Origin of the sequence: Flagellimonas olearia (assembly GCF_004150225.1) — a bacterium.
Classification (GTDB): domain Bacteria; phylum Bacteroidota; class Bacteroidia; order Flavobacteriales; family Flavobacteriaceae; genus Flagellimonas; species Flagellimonas olearia.
Window position 1 is genome coordinate 76,008 of sequence record NZ_ML142907.1, and the last position, 18,468, is coordinate 94,475.

At 43.1% G+C, this 18,468-nt stretch carries 18 protein-coding genes; 16 read left to right on the forward strand and 2 right to left on the reverse strand.

The window, feature by feature from the left end:
* The first annotated feature begins 2 nt into the window (after positions 1 to 2).
* A complete protein-coding gene (locus DN53_RS00370) occupies positions 3 to 1,460 on the forward strand; it encodes a Gfo/Idh/MocA family protein (RefSeq protein WP_129652448.1) in 1,458 nt (485 codons plus the stop codon).
* A gap of 165 nt (positions 1,461 to 1,625) precedes the next feature.
* Here the strand turns inward: DN53_RS00370 and DN53_RS00375 are convergent, their stop codons facing one another.
* Positions 1,626 to 1,907, reverse strand: coding sequence for a hypothetical protein (locus tag DN53_RS00375; RefSeq protein ID WP_129652449.1), 282 nt, complete (start codon positions 1,905 to 1,907; stop codon positions 1,626 to 1,628).
* Positions 1,908 to 2,297: 390 nt separating this feature from the next.
* Here DN53_RS00375 and DN53_RS00380 point away from each other — a divergent pair, with 390 nt between their 5' ends.
* From DN53_RS00380 to DN53_RS00450, 15 genes are all read left to right on the forward strand, one after another.
* The gene (locus DN53_RS00380; protein WP_165357197.1) at positions 2,298 to 2,726 is read left to right on the forward strand and encodes a hypothetical protein; all 429 of its coding nucleotides are present in this window, start codon (positions 2,298 to 2,300) and stop codon (positions 2,724 to 2,726) included.
* 199 nt (positions 2,727 to 2,925) lie between these two features.
* A complete protein-coding gene (locus DN53_RS00385; protein WP_129652451.1) occupies positions 2,926 to 3,423 on the forward strand; it encodes a hypothetical protein in 498 nt (165 codons plus the stop codon).
* 188 nt (positions 3,424 to 3,611) lie between these two features.
* On the forward strand, positions 3,612 to 4,322 hold the full coding sequence (locus DN53_RS00390) for a DUF4386 domain-containing protein (protein WP_242502036.1): 711 nt from the start codon (positions 3,612 to 3,614) through the stop codon (positions 4,320 to 4,322).
* 246 nt (positions 4,323 to 4,568) lie between these two features.
* A complete protein-coding gene (locus DN53_RS00395) occupies positions 4,569 to 5,087 on the forward strand; it encodes a RidA family protein (protein WP_129652452.1) in 519 nt (172 codons plus the stop codon).
* A gap of 38 nt (positions 5,088 to 5,125) precedes the next feature.
* Positions 5,126 to 5,788 (forward strand): hypothetical protein, encoded by a 663-nt coding sequence (locus DN53_RS00400; RefSeq protein WP_129652453.1) that lies wholly within the window; start codon positions 5,126 to 5,128, stop codon positions 5,786 to 5,788.
* Between the two features lie 45 nt (positions 5,789 to 5,833).
* Positions 5,834 to 6,289: a GNAT family N-acetyltransferase gene (locus DN53_RS00405; protein WP_129652454.1), complete on the forward strand. Its 456-nt coding sequence runs from the start codon at positions 5,834 to 5,836 to the stop codon at positions 6,287 to 6,289.
* Positions 6,290 to 6,455: 166 nt separating this feature from the next.
* On the forward strand, positions 6,456 to 7,886 hold the full coding sequence (locus DN53_RS00410) for a sulfatase (RefSeq protein ID WP_129652455.1): 1,431 nt from the start codon (positions 6,456 to 6,458) through the stop codon (positions 7,884 to 7,886).
* A gap of 41 nt (positions 7,887 to 7,927) precedes the next feature.
* A complete protein-coding gene (locus DN53_RS00415) occupies positions 7,928 to 9,238 on the forward strand; it encodes a hypothetical protein (RefSeq protein ID WP_129652456.1) in 1,311 nt (436 codons plus the stop codon).
* Between the two features lie 5 nt (positions 9,239 to 9,243).
* A complete protein-coding gene (locus tag DN53_RS00420; protein ID WP_129652457.1) occupies positions 9,244 to 9,702 on the forward strand; it encodes an SRPBCC domain-containing protein in 459 nt (152 codons plus the stop codon).
* Between the two features lie 66 nt (positions 9,703 to 9,768).
* The gene (locus DN53_RS00425; protein WP_129652458.1) at positions 9,769 to 11,298 is read left to right on the forward strand and encodes a tetratricopeptide repeat protein; all 1,530 of its coding nucleotides are present in this window, start codon (positions 9,769 to 9,771) and stop codon (positions 11,296 to 11,298) included.
* A gap of 27 nt (positions 11,299 to 11,325) precedes the next feature.
* Positions 11,326 to 11,811: a hypothetical protein gene (locus tag DN53_RS00430; protein WP_129652459.1), complete on the forward strand. Its 486-nt coding sequence runs from the start codon at positions 11,326 to 11,328 to the stop codon at positions 11,809 to 11,811.
* Positions 11,812 to 11,918: 107 nt separating this feature from the next.
* Positions 11,919 to 13,670, forward strand: a complete 1,752-nt coding sequence (locus tag DN53_RS00435; RefSeq protein WP_242502037.1) for an arylsulfatase — start codon at positions 11,919 to 11,921, stop codon at positions 13,668 to 13,670.
* 73 nt (positions 13,671 to 13,743) lie between these two features.
* Positions 13,744 to 14,313 carry a Crp/Fnr family transcriptional regulator gene (locus DN53_RS00440; protein ID WP_129652460.1) on the forward strand — a complete coding sequence of 190 codons (570 nt, stop codon included), beginning with the start codon at positions 13,744 to 13,746 and terminating at the stop codon, positions 14,311 to 14,313.
* A gap of 79 nt (positions 14,314 to 14,392) precedes the next feature.
* Complete coding sequence (locus DN53_RS00445) at positions 14,393 to 15,667, forward strand: NAD(P)/FAD-dependent oxidoreductase (RefSeq protein WP_129652461.1); 1,275 nt, start codon at positions 14,393 to 14,395, stop codon at positions 15,665 to 15,667.
* Position 15,668: 1 nt separating this feature from the next.
* Positions 15,669 to 16,424 (forward strand): DJ-1/PfpI family protein, encoded by a 756-nt coding sequence (locus tag DN53_RS00450; RefSeq protein ID WP_129652462.1) that lies wholly within the window; start codon positions 15,669 to 15,671, stop codon positions 16,422 to 16,424.
* Positions 16,425 to 16,658: 234 nt separating this feature from the next.
* On the opposite strand, the gene DN53_RS00455 is transcribed toward DN53_RS00450, so the two are convergent.
* Positions 16,659 to 18,245 (reverse strand): thiol-activated cytolysin family protein, encoded by a 1,587-nt coding sequence (locus tag DN53_RS00455; protein WP_129652463.1) that lies wholly within the window; start codon positions 18,243 to 18,245, stop codon positions 16,659 to 16,661.
* Positions 18,246 to 18,468 lie beyond the last annotated feature (223 nt).

Sequence of the window (18,468 nt, forward strand, 5' to 3'; positions counted from 1 at the left end):
CAATGAAAGAAAAACCATCCCCCTCCAGCAGACGGAGTTTTATCAAAAGTACCGCACTGGCTTCCAGTATTTTTATCGTTCCACGCCACGTTCTGGGCGGCCCCGGCTATTTGGCCCCCAGTGATCGCCTCCATTTGGCGGCCATCGGTTCGGGCGGTAAAGGTGCCAGTGATATCAGCAATGCATCGGTCAATGGCCGTGAGCGGGTGGTGGCCCTTTGCGATGTGGATTTTTCCGGATCGGCCAAGAACACGGTGAAAAAATTCCCCAAAGCAAAGCTTTTCAATGATTATCGTGAAATGCTGGACAAGGTAAAGGGCATCGATGCCGTTACCATCAGTACCCCGGACCACGTGCATGGTCCTGCAGCGGCCTATGCCATGGGACTCGGAAAGCACGTATACGTACAAAAACCCATGACCCACAACATCCGCGAAGCCCGTATGCTGACCCAAATGGCACGCGACAAGCAAGTGGTGACCCAGATGGGGAACCAAGGTGGCTCCAACCCTTTATTGGGTATGGTGCAACAATGGGTAGATTCCGGAAAACTGGGCAAGATCACCAAGGTGGAAATCTGGACCAACCGACCCGTTTGGCCACAAGGCTATGCCATGCCGGAGCCAGACCCTTCCAGCAAACCCAGCGATTTGGATTGGAATCTCTGGTTGGGCCCAGCCCCGTTGAAGCCCTATACTCCAAACCTTCACCCGTTTAACTGGCGTGGATGGTGGGATTACGGAACCGGTGCCTTGGGTGATGTGGGCTGTCACTTGGTGGATATCCCCTACCGAACCTTGAAACTGGGCTACCCCACTGCCGCCGAATGTAGCGTGGGCACGGTGTTCTCCCAAATGTGGAACCCCGATTACCACCCAGAAGGGTGTCCGGCCACCTCGTTCATTACCTTGAACTACGATGCCACCGAAAAAACAGGGGCGCCTTTGGTCATGACCTGGAGCGATGGAGGCATACGTCCCTCCCACCCAGAGATCATCCCTGCCGATAGCGATATTGGAGGTCCGGGAAGCCAAAACGGCGTGTTGATCCACGGCGAAAACGGGGTCATTTCCACGAACATCAACGACAGTTCGCCATTGACGCCCAAACTGTACCTGAACGACGGTACCACCGAATTCGGTCCGGAAGTGGAAGATATGCCGGAACCTGAATACGGCCACCAACGCAAATGGGTGGATGCCTGCAAAGCAGGATACGGAAGTCCCGAGCATATGGGCCTTACTTCATCCTTTGAGTATGCCGGTCCCATGACCGAGACCGTACTCATGGGCAACCTGGCCATCCGCAGTTATATGCTGCAACGCCCCAACGGCGATGGCAACATGGAGTTCTACGGTCGTAAGAAGTTGCTGTGGGACGGGGACAACATGAAGGTCACCAACTTTGAGGATGCCAACCAGTTTGTTACCCGCACCTACCGTGAGGGTTGGGAAATGTAACCCGGCAACACACTATACCAAAGGGCCGCAAAATAAATATCCGATATCTGACGTCTGAGTTCTGATATCAGATTTCAGGGATGTTTTGCGGCCCTTTTCTTTCTCCACCCCACCACCTAACTCCTAATTCCCAACCCCTATTTCCTAACTCCTGATTCCTAGATCTTACTCCTTGATGCGCTCAATGCACTCCCAAAGCCCCTTAACGCTGAACAGGGCGTCTTTCTCGGCCTCGTCCAAGAGTTCATGGGAATGGTAGATGGTAACATCGTGCACCAATTTTAGGGCCTTGACCAAATCCGGGGCATCCAGATAATGGGTATAGTCCAGCAGTTGTACCTGTGCGGGACTGAGCATTTTGGAAATTTTGGGGGTGATTTTCACCTCATCTTCGGCACCGCCCTGCGTGCAACAGGAACAGTTTTTTTGACCTTTTGAGTGTAGCATAACAAAAGATTTAAAAATTGAACAAAGAGGACAGGTCACAGCTACACTCATCAAAGCGATGCCTTGAAGGTCTAGGGACTTGCACCCATTTGCCTGCCCAATCTTGATTCAATGAGGTTGAAGAGGGCATCTTAATTTCGATAAGTGTAGCAAGGCAAATATACACTTTAAATGCAATGTGGTTGATAACTCTTTGAAATTGTATGGGTTAAAGGGTTGGGCAGAAATAAAAGATAATCTATTTCATCGGTTTTATACCTATATTGGGGGTATATAGATGTATTTTACATCCATATAAACAAGTTGGCAGCTATTTCAAAAATGACCTATAAAAAGACAATCAAAATCTTATCATTTACGCTAATCCTTTTTTTATGCAAAGCCTGTTTTTTGGACAGTGGAAAAGGAAAATTCATTGATGAGTTTGACCTAAAACTTAAAGGAGAGGTCGTAAGCATTAAGGAAAACAAGTACAATAATTATCTAGTATGCTTAAAAGTTATTGAATCAAATAAAAAAGAATATTTTCCATTATTTGAACCTTTCAAAAAGGAAGGAAATAGAAAAAGTAATTTGGACAAAAGGTTTTTTATAAAAGTTCAAGATAGTTTGGCTTTAATCATATTGTATAATGGAGAAGCTGGACAAAAAATATTACATAATAAAATCAGAGAAAAATCCATTCTGGAAATAAATATGGACGGAGAAAAAACCTATGATATCTATGACCAGAAAACTGGAGAATTAATAGGAGGGAGAAAAATATCTACATCCCCTCTACGGAACAGCATCGAAATAAGCTGTTTAAATGGAAAATAAAAACAGCTGCCAACACTGGCTATAATTCATTGTTCCCTCTGCCTTAAACTAAATTCCCTACTTTTAAGAAAACTATTAACCACGGGAATGCTTTCGTAACGCGGCTCTGGCTCGCTGGAAAATCGCACCGGCCCACGCCGTCGCTCACCAGCCGCCAGCCACAACGAAATCATAGCCGAGACCGTTGGCGGTAATTAGAATGAACAAAACCGATAAATCAAAACATAATATTTCAGTTGCTTCAATTAAAAGAAGTACAAAAAAACCATATGACGATTTTAAATGGACTAAATTCTATGAATCGAATTCGGATTTTCCATACACAGGACTGAATCTTGACCTAACGGAAAATGAACTGATTATATGTTCAACTGTAGTTGATTCCGAAAACTATAGTATTCTGACAAGTCAAAAACTGATTACAATTGAGAACGGAACTGAAAGTTTTGGAAACTTGATTAATGCGAAAGATAAAGGATATGGAGATTTCAAGGGATATAAAGACGATTCGCTGACATTCGGACTTGTGGAACTTGAAAATGGAACTGAATTAAAATATTTCATTGAAACTGGAAAAGCATCAATGATTATGATTCACGGAGTTAGAACTCTAATCAGAATGCAACAAATGACTGACAAAAATATTGAGAACGTAACACGAATTTGGAACCGGAATAATGAACTAAGTGGAAAATAACTACCGCCAACAATGTATAACCGCAATTACGGCGGATTCGACTACGTCCGAATCCACTCGGAATTGCTAATGTCAGTGCTTAACCGAAAATTAACGCATATAAACCCGTAACTGACGGTTATACGAGACCGTTGTATGCCATTGGAGCAAAACTGTAACAATAATCCTGTTACATCGTCAAATTTATTATGAACACGAATAGCAAACAATCTATGGGTTTACATAAAGAACAGAAGCAATCGATTAAAACTGCCAGAATAACAGGCGTATGGTATTTATTGATGGCCATTTCAGGGATTTTAGGGTTTATGGTCTTTCATTCTGAAATATTTGTATCTGGTAATCCTGAACAAACGCTAACGAATTTAGTGGAACTAAAATCTACTGCAAGAATTAGGTTACTATTAGAGTTTGCCATAGTAATATCACAAGCACTTACCGCAGTTTGGTTTTATAGATTATTTAAAGACAATTATGAATGGGAAGCTTGGACTCTAGGTATATGGGGAATGGTGAATGCTTTAGCCATTATGATAAGTGCAATTTCAATCGCCTCTGCCATAGGTGTTGCCAATTCTGATATAGGCGCTATGGAAGATAAAGTTTTACTAATTCAGGTTTTTCAACATATAATTTCAAATGCTTGGGGTATTGGTGGTCTTTTCTTTGGGCTTTGGCTATTTCCTATGGGATATATAGTCATCAAATCTAAAAGAATGCCTGTCTGGTTAGGAAGAGTTATTGTTTTAGGTGGTATTGGCTATCTAATTAGCACCGTTATCCGCTACGCAGGAATTGATTTTAGCTTTAATAGATTTCTTATTCTACCCGCAACCATTGGAGAATTTTGGATGATAGGTTATTTGCTAATTTTTGGAATAAGACCTATCAACGAGTAAAATTAAATTAAAACGGCACACAACAGTGGCTATACGTAATGGCGCCATTCTCACCTACCCGTTCGCTTTCCTTAGGACAACGTAGCCGATAAATAAATTCCCCACCTAACTCCTTGACCAAAAATCACTACCTTAAACACCGTAACCAACGGGTTTGCAAATCGTTATGCCATACGTTCAAAACGATACCCAATGGTGACCGGTATAGCCGAAAACCGACCAAAGTAGGCCCAAACCATCTGAATTATGAAAAAATCAACCAACCGATTGACCTTGCTCACTACACTTTTAGTTTTGGCCCTTATTTGCCAAAGTTGTGAACAAAAACACCAGGAAGAAACCAAAGAAATTGAAAAGGAAGTTTTGGCTGAACCCGAGAAACCTGAATATTTCCTTTTGCGCCCTGAGGTGGAAAAAGCCTACGGATATTCCCACGCCGTAAAAATTGGAAATGATATTAAAATATCCGGAGCTGTAAGTATGGACGATGAAGGAAATCCAACGGCAATTGGCGATCTGGAACAACAGATGAAAAATTGTTATGCCGATTTGGACAAAATATTAAAACACTTTGGTTGCACATTTGACGATGTGGTAAAAGAAGATATTTTTACAACTGATATGGCACAAATGCTGCAAAAATCAGCATATCGGGCTGAAATTTATAAAAACGGATTTCCAACTGGCTCTTGGCTTGAAGTCAAGGGATTGGCATTACCTGAGTTTATGGTGGAAATCGAACTTGAAGTACATAAACCGGAATAGAAGTACAATTCCATGGCAATGACCAAAGTTGATATTGAATGAACAAAACCTTAAGACTATTACCTTTTTTTCTGTTGACAATAGCTGCTTGCAAGGCGCAAAACCATGAACCGTCCGATTTTATTCCAAAAGGTTATGCAGCGTTTGAAAACTATTATGGAGACCTAAACAATGATGGACAGGAAGATTGTATTGTGCTGATCAAAAAGACCGATACGGCAAATATCGTCACCAATAGATTTGATCAAAAAGTGGATAGAAATAGGCGTGGAATCATTGTGCTGTTCAAAACTGCTGAAGGTTACCGTGTAGCCGATAAAAATTATGACTGCTTTTCATCCGAAAATGAAGATGGCGGGGTTTACTTTCCACCCCAATTAAGTGTTGAGATCAATAATGAAAAATTGTACCTGCACTACGGACACGGCCGATATGGATTTTGGAAATACACTTTTAGATTTCAAAATTCAAATTTTGAATTGATAGGGTTTGATTCAAGCAGTAATTATGGGCCAATCATAAATAAAGAGACCAGCATCAACTTCTTGACAAAAAAGAAACTGATCAAAGAAAACACCAATGAAAATGCAGAAGGCGGAGATGAGGTATTCAATGAAACCTGGAGTGATGTTGAAATAGGACATTTGGTAAAACTCTCTGACATAAAAGACTTTGACGAATTGGAAATGTATGACTATTGAACAAGAACTTTCCACAACGAAATTATAACCAAGACCGTTCAAAAAATGAAATTTAGAAAAGCGACCCAAAACGATGTTACCAAAATCGTGGAAATGATCGCGGATGATGAACTTGGAAAAACAAGGGAAAATTATCAAGTACCCTTGCCCACGGAATATCTTGTCGCATTTGAAAATATAGATGCCGATCCTAACCAAGAACTGATTGTTGTTGAAAACCAAGAGGCTGAAATCATCGGGACTTTACAGATGTCCTTTATTCAATACCTCACCTATAAAGGTGGGATCAGGGCGCAAATAGAAGCCGTACGGATCAGAAAAGACAAAAGAGGGCTCGGTATTGGAAAAACCATGTTCAAATGGGCCATACAGAGGGCCAAGGAAAGAAACGCCCATTTATTGCAACTGACCACGGACAAAAAAAGACCAAAAGCGATTCAATTTTACGAAGATCTTGGATTTAGCGCCTCGCACGAAGGGATGAAAATGCATTTCAACTAGAGATGGTCCCGTTCCCTCCTACTTTTCAATACGCTTGGGAATACTTAAAATCCTCCCCAAATCACCCAAGTGACTCCTTAACCAAAAATCACTACCTTAAATCCCCATAAACCAATGCTATAAGAAACCATCCTATGAAAAACCGATTCTTAAAAATCATTTTTGCATGAGAGTTGGAAACATCACCCCATATTTTTTCGTTGCGCTATCTTTTTTGATGCTAACGGGTTGCCAACAAACCGAGATTAGCCAAAAACCCAATATCCTCATCCTTTGTGTGGATGACCTCCGCCCGGAACTGAAGAGTTTTGGAGCGGACTACATCAGCTCCCCGAACATTGACGCCTTGGCGGCAAAAGGAGTTGCTTTTCAAAGGCATTTTGTAAATGCCCCAAGCTGTGGCCCGTCTAGATATACCTTATTGACCGGCCAATACGGGCCGGCAGGAAATAACGCGCTTTTTAGTAGGGCACAGAACATGAAAGACCCTGCGGCAAAAGTAGACCAAAGCATGCCGGAGTGGTTCAAAGAACAGGGATATACCACGGTTTCGGTTGGGAAAGTATCCCACCATCCCGGAGGGAGGGGCGGCAAGGATTGGAATGACAGCACAAAAATTGAGATGCCCAAGGCGTGGGACAGACACCTTATGCCAGTTGCGGAATGGGAACATCCGCGCGGGGCAATGCATGGACTGGCCCATGGGGAGATGCGGGTACAATCAGGCGATATGGACGTTTTTCAATCCGAGGAGGGAGGTGATGATATCTACCCGGATGGTGCAATCACGGATGAGGCCGTGAAACAACTACGAGAGCTCACCACCCATGATGACAAGCCTTTTTTCCTTGCTGTTGGAATCATTAAACCCCACTTGCCTTTTGGTGCCCCAAAATCCTATTTGGACCGATACGATGGGGTTGGACTTCCAAAAGTGGAGCACCCTCAAAAACCGGAAGGAAAAACCACATGGCATGACTCGGGCGAATTCATGAAGTACAACCGCTGGGGAAAGGACCCCAACAAGGACATTGATTTTGCCGATGAGGTACGCTACCATTATGCAGCATGTGTAAGCTATGCCGATACCCAAGTAGGAAAAGTTCTTGCAGAATTAAAACGCTCCGGAGCGGATAAAAACACCATTGTAGTCCTCTGGGGAGACCATGGATGGCACTTGGGAGAGCACGCAATTTGGGGGAAACACAGTTTGTTCGAAGAGTCGTTACGTTCCCCATTGATAGTCCACTACCCTGGAATGGAACATACAGGTGCCAAGACCGATGCCGTAGTGGAAACCCTGGACATTTTTCCCACATTATGTGATTTGGCAGGGATAACCACTCCCGGGCATGCCCAAGGCGTATCCCTTAAAAACATATTGACAGCTCCGGAAACATTGGGCCATTCAGCCATCGCTTATACAAACAATGCTTCAACGATACGAACTTCAACGCACCGGATGACACTTCATGAAGACGGGTTTGCAGAACTGTACAATCATGCAACTGCAGAAAAGGAAACCGAGAATGTCGCTGAACAACATCCAGAATTGGTGGAAGAGTTAACGCATTCGTTACAAGCTAGGTTACAGTAGTCAAATACGTTACAAAGGAATCAATGTTAAAAAACACGATTATGAAAAATCAGTTCATACTCTTCAATGCTGCCGATAACATGATGGCAAACTCCATAAATCAGTATGAATTTGATAAAAGTCTTTTACTCAACATTCTTTTTCAAGACAAGTTGATTCTTCACGAGGCCTACTATTTCGGATCGGAAAATCTAATACGCCATTTAAATAACGATAAGGTAAGTGTTACGCTGTTCGAGGCGGCTTCAAAAGCTGGCTTGATCATTCCCGCTTATCGAGACGAAAAAACCTCAACATTGGAAGATGTTTACAAGAATATGGAAGAAATATATTCTGGAAACCATAGTGGTTTTAATCCATTACTTGACAAACACACCCGCAACACCCTGTTTTCAATTTCTGAAAAATTGAGCTTGGACAACCATACATTTTATTGGCCAAAAACCAACGAAGCAGGTTTTTCACTTGGCGAATCCTATTTTGCATTATTGAAGGAACAGCTTTCGAAAAAAAACTTTGACGAAGGCATTTTAAAAGACGAAGAAAGAAAAAACAGTATCAAGGATCATTGGGAAAATACGGAAAGGTGGAGACATGGGTTTATAGAGCAAGCGGCCGAAAACACAAGAAAGAATGGGAATAGTGGTATACAACGCCACGAATTGATGAAGCTACTCCAAAAAGACATTGGAATCCCAGCCGATTTGGACATTAACATAAATCATATTCTAAAAATCAAGGATAAGGCAATCCAGAAAAACGCCTTGGTATTTACAAAGTGGACAACGCAACTCCACCATTTAAACATGGCCAACTATTTTAATGCATCCGTCAATCTACCGGATTATGACTTAAGTACTGACTTTTTAGGGGATGTAGCCTATAATTCGCATACAAAAACTACCAATGTCATTTCAGAATTGAAAGATGAAAACGATAAGTGCCTTGTTAAATTACCTCCAATTGAAAATCTACTTTCCGAGAATCCCTTGAACCTAATTAAAATACGGGAGGATTACGGAGACGCTTATATATATGCCTTGAAAAAATGGCAGAACGAGCCCAATGAAGAAAATCTGGAAATAGTCAAAGTGGCATTAAATAGATACTGTGAAAAAATATGTAATTGGTATTCCACGAAAGAACCCGTGAATGTGGAAATCCAATTGAAAAAGAAAAGACAGGAGTTGGGAAAGGAAGGTTTGGATTTTATCCTATCCGGAGCTTCCACCATTATCCCAGTTGCTGGAATTGTAGTTGCCGCCGGAAAACTTGGATATGCCTTCTATAAATTTTTCAAGAACAGTCAGGATAACACAAAAGAGACCTCAATTGAAATAAACCTCATCTAATAAGCATGAAAAAGATACAATATCATATAAACATCAACGCTTCCGCTGAACAGGTGTACAATACCATGCTTGGCATGGATAGTATTGAGACCTACGAGCAATGGACGGCTGAATTCAATCCAACCTCAACCTATGAGGGAAGCTGGGAAAAGGGGGCTAAAATCCATTTTGTGGGAACCGATGAAAATGGAAAAAAGGGTGGAATGGTATCCGAAATTGCAGACAATGTCCCGTTCCGGTTTGTTTCCATTCGCCATTACGGAATCTTGGACGGCGAAAATGAGATCACTGAAGGTCCCGAGGTTGAAAAATGGGCCGGTGGACTGGAGAATTATTCGTTCCATGAAAACAACGGAATGACCACAGTAACCGTGGAAAGCGATGTGACCGAGGACTACCTGGATTATTTTGATACCACCTGGCCCAAGGCTCTGAACAAACTCAAAGAGCTGTCAGAAGAATAGAACAGTTTTCACATAACCAATAACCGGCCTCCCAAGCATAAGAAAAATGAACACAATCCATACCTTATGAGATTACGCCTTCTACAAATTCTGATACTGTTCCAAGTCAACCTCATAGTTTCTCAAACCTCTCTTGGGGAAATCAACCTTGAAAACGGAAAATACAAGGTGGGGTTTCGCCACTACCCTACTCTGGATAGCTCAAGAACGTACCATAGGGCCATGGACTATACCAACAAAAAAATGGCCCGACCCATTTCCATAAGCCTTTGGTATCCCGCTGAACAGAACGCAAAAAATGCAAAGCCATTACAGGTTCTGGATTACCTTGAAATCCTAAAAGAGGAAGAAGAATGGGAACATTTGCCCAATGAACAGATTTTGAATTGGTTTTACTACCGTAACACCCCCGCCAACCAAAAACACCTCAAGGAAAATACAACGGCTTATTCCAAAGCGGATTTCAGAAAAGAAAAATTTCCTGTAGTGGTCTATGCACCCAGTTTCATGGCGTCCTCCATAGAAAACTTTGCACTTTGCGAATATTTGGCAAGTCACGGTTTTGTGGTGATATCCAGTTTGAGCCGAGGCACCGAGACCCGTTGGTTCAGTAACAACAACGCCAAGGAGATGGAGACCCAGGCCAGGGATATGGAATTTTTGATAAAAGAGGTTGGGAAACTCCCTATGGCAGATTACGATAAAATTGCCCTGATGGGCTTCAGTTTTGGTGGCCTTTCCAATATCATCGTGCAAAATAGAAATGATATGGTAAAAGCCATTATAAGTCTGGATGGCACCGAAAGATATCAATATGGGCTGCTGGAACAATCTCCCTTTTTTGAAGCGGCCAAAATAGATGTCCCCTACCTCCATATGGCACAAAAAGACATTCCCGACATCGTCTTGAAAGAGGACAAAATCGATGCCGAACTCAACACAAAATTCCCATTGTTCGACAGCATAACCCAAGCTACCACGTACCGACTCAAGTTCCATGACCTTACGCATAGCTATTTCAGCACCCTTGGAATTCTCTTTGCCGATAGGGACAAGAGACAGGACAAAAGTGATTCCAAAATCATGGAGTCCTACAAATGGGTAGCGGCCTATACATTACATTTTTTGGATGCCACACTAAAGAAGGACAACAATGCCATGCAGTTTATGGACAATGAACCGTCTGGCAATGGCGTAACCCAAGATTTAATCTCCCAAACCACCAAACGACCAGAAAAAAGAGCCTACACCTTTCAGGATTTTAACGACTTGGCCTCAGTCCAGAACTATAAAGATCTATCCCAATTGTATGACTCCATACTAAAAGCTCATCCGGACTTTACCATCCCGGAAGGTAATTTGAACACGCTCGGACTGCAATTGGTCTTCAACCCAAAAACATCTTTGCAAGGGATAGAGGTGTTTTTGTTGGCCACACGACTTTTCCCAAATTCTGCCAATCTCCATGACAGTCTGGCGGAGGGCTATTTATTCTTGGGCAACACGGAAAAAGCCATTGAAAGTTTTGAAAAATCCTTGGCATTGAACCCTCAAAGCCAAAATGCCATATATAGATTGGAGCAATTAAAGCAATAATACCATCCCAAAATAAACCTTATAACTATGAGCGATTTCATTACTTATTTAAAACCTGTTTCCCTGTTCAAGAGATTGTTTGGAATCGTAATTTTTGTTTTTGCGTTTTATGTTATTGCATATCAAAGTATGCTTTTCGGTTTTTTTATGATATCATTCGCGGTATATCTATCATCCACAGAGGGTACACAAGTAAATCTGGACAACAATACATATCGAAATGTTTGGTCAATTTTCGCCATTCATTTCGGCCACTGGAAACCTACTCCGAAGTTCGATTATATTTCGGTTTTTAAAGGAAAACAAAAACAACGGGTAAACTCTTTGGGGGCTTCTACCTCATTTTCTGATGAGGTGTTCCTTATCAACCTATTTTATGAAGGAAATAGGCATAAGACCTTTTATAGAACCTTTGACAAAGAAGATGCCTTCAAGGTCGCAAAACATTTTAAACTGGCCTTCGGCATTGATATACTCGACGCCACGGAAAGAGAACAAAAATGGGTGTTGTAAAGTAAAAACCGGAGGACATCCCAACAACTCCACGGTTTCATCATACATGTTGTTTGCTTTTAAAGGATTTTTCAACGAAATTGGTTGACAGACAAAACTTTGACGCCTTGAGAAAAATCGCATTGCCCCTCCTGACACTCCTTTTTTGTATGGTCCATTTGGCCTTTGCCCAAACTCCAAAGCAACCTAATGTAATCGTTATAATAACCGATGACCAAGGGTATGGCGATTTGGGGAGTACCGGCAACCCGCATGTAAAAACACCTGTCTTGGATAAATTTGCCCAAGAGAGTGTCCGTTTCAATAATTTTTATGTATCCCCCGTCTGTGCGCCAACACGTTCCAGTGTCATGACAGGCAGATACAGTTTGCGTACCGGCATCAGGGACACGTACAATGGTGGGGCCACCATGGCCCAAAATGAGGTGACAATTGCCGAAATGCTCAAGCAAGCCAACTACCGTACGGGTATTTTTGGTAAATGGCACTTGGGGGACAATTATCCGTTCAGGCCCAACGATCAAGGTTTTGACGAATCGGTCATCCATCTGGCCGGAGGCATGGGACAAGTGGGAGATGTTACCAACTACTTTAAGGGAGACCGAAGCTATTTTGATCCCGTACTTTGGCATAACGGAGTGCAGGAAGCCTATACGGGGTATTGCTCAGACATCTTTGCCGAACAGGCCATGGATTTCATCCAAGAAAACAAGGAGCGTCCTTTCTTTTGCTACTTATCCTTCAATGCGCCCCATACACCCCTGCAAGTGCCCGATAAATACTATGAAATGTATAAGGACATAGACCCTGCTTCGGGATTTGACCATGATGGCAGACCGTTTCCCCATATGTCTGAAAAAGATAAGGAAGATGCCCGAAAAGTGTATGGCATGGTCACCAATATTGATGAAAATATGGGCAAATTGTTGGACACTCTGGACAGACTGAATATTGCGGACAATACCATCATCATCTTTATGACGGACAATGGTCCTCAACAATCCAGATATATTGCGGGTATGCGGGGAAAGAAAGGTAGTGTCTACAGAGGAGGTGTCAGGGTTCCCTTTTTTATAAAAAACCCAGCATTTAAAGCTGACAAAGAGGTGGAAACAGCAGCAGCCCACATAGACCTATTGCCTACCATTGCGGAACTGTGCCATGTGGACCTGCCGAAATCCAAAAAAGTGGATGGGCGTAGTCTGGTTCCCTTGATCAATTCTTCAAACCCTAAATGGCCGGAAAGATATTTATTCTTCTACTGGACCCGTCGTTATCCCGAACTATACAACAACATTGCCTTACAGAAAGGAGATTATAAGTTGGTGGGGCACACCTCCTATGATTCCCCTATTACCGAATTTGAATTGTTCGACATAAAAAAGGACCCTTATGAACAGTCCAATATCATTTCAAAAAACACCGAGCTTGCGAAAACTTTCAAAACGGATCTGGATGCCTTGTACTATGAACTGATTTCCTCAGAGAACCTTATGCACCCTCCCCGCATTGAAATAGGAAATGCCAACGAGAACCCCACCATATTGAACAGAAATGATGCCGATGGGGAACGGGGCATTTGGAATCAGGAGGAAATCTATGGAAAATGGAACGTAAAGGTCAACGCCGGGGTGTACCACATAAAGCTGAAGTTCATCAAACCCGTGGCAACCGGAGGAAACTTATTGTTTGAAGCAGGGAATGTGGTCACTAGAAAAAAAGTGCAAGGCCCCATTACGGATAGTATTGAAATGAACAATGTCTATCTCCCAGACATGGAATGTGAAATACTGCCCTATTATCTTGTGGACAAAAAAAAGATATTTCCGTTCTGGGTCCAAATGGAGAAAATTAATTAAAAGTTCAGGTTTGCTAAGATTGGAAAACTCAGCGAACAGATGCGTATCTTTACTGCTTGTTATGCCCTAGTCCATGAGCGAACAGATCCTGACAGAACATATCAGCAGCTACGTCAACTTTTCAGAGGAGGAATTATCGGAGATTGCACGTTTTTTTAATATTCAATCCTATCGCAAAAAAGAAAAATTACTTCATGCAGAAAAACGCTGTGATACTATATTTTTTGTGGCAAAGGGATGTTTGCAACTTTACTTCATCGATGATTTGGGCAACCCCAAAACCACCCAGTTTGCCATGGAGACCTGGTGGTTGACCGATTTTCTGGCCTTTCAAAACCAAAGACCCTCCAATTTCTATGTGGAAACTTTGGAGAAATCAACGGTTTTATCCATCTCCTTTTCAAAATACCAGGAGCTGCTGGAAAAGTTCCCAAAGATGGAGAAATATTATAGGGCCATTCTGGAAACGGCCTACGGTGCGGCCCTTATGCGTATCAAATATATCCATAGTCTTTCCAAGGAAGAGATGTTCTTCAGTTTCCGAAATAGTTTCCCAGAATTTGTGCAACGTGTACCCCAATATGTGTTGGCCAGTTTTCTTGGCCTAACTCCAGAATACCTGAGTGAAATCAAAAAAAAGTGATTTTCTTAAACCAGCTTAATTTTTATTGAATTTCGTTTGACAACCTTTGTATCACGCAAATACGGGAAAAAGTCAGAACATGGCGGACGCTAAAAAAATTGTTGTGGTAGGTGGAGGTTTTGCAGGTCTGGAACTTGTAAAACAATTGGGAAATTCGGATGCTTACCATATCACTCTGGTAGACAGTAACAATTACAATTTTTTCCCGCCCTTGATCTACCAAGTATCAACCGGCTTTATGGAACCATCGGCCATAAGCTATCCTTTCCGAAAGATTTTGAGGAAATTGAAGAACGTACGATTTCGGTTGGGCTCCCTTGAACGGATTGTTCCTGAAGAAAACAAAATACTATTGAGCAACGGAGAACTGGAATACGATATCCTGGTGATGGCCACGGGCACGGAAAGCAACTTTTTTGGGAATGGCAACATTGAAAAGTATAGCCTGCCCATGAAAACCATCAGTGATGCCCTATCCCTTAGAAATGTCATTCTGACCCGATTGGACCGTGCCACCCGAATCGATGACGGGGAAGAGCGAAAAAAATACCTCACCTTTGTCATTGCCGGTGCAGGGCCTACGGGAGTTGAACTTTCGGGCATACTGGCCGAAATGAAGACCACCATCATCATCAAGGATTATCCGGAACTGCAGAAGAAAGACCTTGGGCAGATCCATCTCATCGATGGTCAAGATTCCGTTTTGGCCGCTATGTCCAAAAGTGCCCAGACTTATACCGCCAAAAAACTGTCCGAATTGGGCGTTAACCTGACCATGAACACCCTGGTCAAGGATTTTGATGGGGAAACCGTACAATTGTCCAACGGTACAGAGATTCCCTCCAAAAACCTGATTTGGGCCGCAGGGGTATCCGCCAAAACCTTTGAAGGCTTTCCAAAAGACAGTTTTGGGGCCGGTAAACGGTTAAGAACAAACTCCTTCAACCAAGTCCAGTTGTGTGAAAACATTTATGCCCTGGGAGATTGTGCCTTGGTTGTCGGGGATGAAAATTATCCCAAGGGACATCCACAATTGGCACAACCGGCATTACAACAAGCAAAAAACTTGGCCGATAACTTGAAAAGAAAAGACCAAAACTGGAAACCGTTCCGCTATACCGATAAAGGTTCCTTGGCCATTATTGGTAGAAACAAGGCCGTGTTGGATTTCCCCGGACAGAAACAGTCTTTAAAAGGCTTTAGCGCCTGGCTTATATGGATCTTTGTACACATCATGGGCCTCGTGAACTTTAAAAACAAGGTTCGCACGCTATACAACTGGCTCGGATATTACATCTACAAGGACCAATATTTTAGAATGATCATTAAACCCACAGAAAGAAATAACACATAACATGAAACATTTAGGACTACTTGCTCCCCTATTCTTTGCTGCCATTCTTTTGAGCTGCAATACCGAAAAATCAAAATCCAGCCCTGAGACTGAACAAACTGATTATGTGGATGTACCCTCGGATACACTCACCAAACACTTAAAACCCTTCAATCCAGAATTGCCCACCATAGGACTTCTCATGTTCAATGGCGTTTTGCAGGGAGAGGTCATTGCCACATCGGATGTTTTTGGAAAACCGAACCAGGATATGGAGCAGCTCTTTAACGTGGTTACCATTGCGGAAACCGAAAGACCCATCACCACCGAGGAAGGCATGCATTTTGTCCCTGATTATACTTTTGAAAATTGCCCCAAGCTCACAGCATTATTCGTTCCTAGTGGTTATGACATGTATGCCCAGGTACGCAACAAAAAAATGATAGAATTCATCCAAAGGAAAAACGAGGAGACCCAATACATTGTCAGCAATTGTGCAGGAGCCCAACTTATTGGGGAATCCGGGATTGCAGACGGACATAAAATCGTTACCTATATCGGCGGTGGAAAGGAATTACAGGAGAACTATCCCAATTTAAAGGTCCAGGATGATACTGTGGTCACTTTTGTGGAAGACGGAAAGTTCAGTTCCTCCAACGGAAACCTGACCAGTTATATTTCGGCCCTGAATCTGGTTGAAAAAATGACCAGTCCAGAACACAGACAGTTTGTGGAAGACTATTTGTACTTGGCCCGATTACAAAAATGGGGGGAATAGATCTCCCCCCACTCCCTCTAGTACTACCAAAACCATTTGTGAACATTGGTGCAATTCGAGTCGGAAAGCCAAAACATAGATTTCTCACATTCCCTTTGTTCAGTTCGAAATGACAAGCACATTGTAATTCGTGAAAATTTGTGCAATTCGTGTCAAACGGGTACTTGAAAATAAAAACAACAGCCGGCATCAGGTAGTTGAACCCCACCTGAGCGGCCGACTGTCGACACTATATCAATTACAGCTAATGGGAGCCAAGGTGATTTGCAGCAATAGGTTGTTGGTCACCTCAAAACACTTCTGACTGCTCAGGTAGCCATAGGACCTTGGACTGCCCAGTTGCCGCCATATAAAGGCATCCTGGAACTGGAATTCTACCTCAACATCATGAGCACCATCAGGTGGACTCTTAACCGAACGTTGACCGTTGTTCACCGTATAATACCCTCCAATGACCGTATTGTTGGTCCCTGCAATCTTGTAGACAAATCGGTACCTGACATCAAAAATGGAGTTGTTATCCACATCCACACTGGCATGGTCGTACTTAAAAGTTTGGCAGCTTTCCACCCTGTAGTCTGTGGTGTAGCCCATTTTGGCAAGCGAATTGTCCTTAAGGTACCGGATAGTATAGGCAATAGGCACACCGGGATTGTCCCGACTATAAACCGCATTTTCCCCGGTGATCACACTGTTGAGCGACCCAAATCCTGAGTCGATATCCGCTAAATTGATGGCTTCTGAGGCTGCTTCGGCATTTCCACCGATGGTCACCACCGTAACGCTTGAGGTTTTCAATATCTCATCATAGGTAGAATTTACGGTCCCTACCCCACTTACACCCCCTGCATATTCCAGGACGGCATCCAGTTCAATGGAGGTATCCGTATTGGTGGTTTCCATACGCACCATAATGATACGGCCGTAGGATACCGAACTTACATAAGCAGGCGGGGCATCGGAACCAATGGCGGCATCAACCTGAGCCTGGGTCACCGAAGGGTCAAAAACACTGCCTGGTGAACTTGGGGTATCCATGGTCACTGTATAAAAAACCTGCTTGAACACCACTCCGGCATAGCGCTTTACGGTAGTGCTCTCATAATCGAACTGGGAAGCCAAGGAGCCTGTGGCCCATTCCAAGTTCAATCCCACATCCATACTGAATTGTTTGGAGGAATACGATTCCGAAGCTTGATAGGATGAATTGGATGCATTCACATAACCATCCTGATAGGCATTGGCGTTCCACCATTCCAAGGCATCATCTATACCGGACTGCACGGACGAATTGGTGGGATTGTCCACCACAATATTACCTTGGGTTCCTATCCCGGGCAGGTCCAAACGAAGGGTCACCGGGGCACGGTCCAATGCCAAGGGGTCCGGGGCACCGTCCAGCATCCCAGCATTGCCTATAACCAAGGCACCTGGGTATACCACACCATTGGTGGGCCGCAAAATGGCCACATCGTCGTAGTTGGATTCCAAGCTATACTCCATGGTCCTACACTCGAACAATTGGCCCAAGGTGGGACCCGTATTGGTAGTGTTGTCTGAATTCATGGTTCTTTCGGCAGCGGCTCCTCCCGTATCCTGTACATTCAGGAGCTCATCAGAGTTGTACGTAAGGCTGGCAATGGAAGAGTTAATGTCTTCGAGATTGTTGTTCTCTTCCCCGCCGTTCTCACCTCCATTCTCGCCCCCGTTTTCCACGGGCGGGTCGGTTCCGCTGTCTTTACTGCACGAAACAGCAATGCATAAAGTCATGGCCCAAATGAATAGGGTCCACACATTTAATTTTTTTACAATTGTTTTCATAACTACTTGGTTTTATGGGTTCAACACTCTCGAAATTAGAGGCCCATCTTATCTGTTCCTATTTATGGATATGGACAAAGCATGGACAGCATCCATGGATTCCATCTCAAAACCCTATGGACGGCCTGTTTTTTCGGAACTACTTAAATTCAATTTAAACTACTGATTATCAATTAATTAAATACATTTTAAAGCATCACCTCAACAAGGACAGCCATGGACA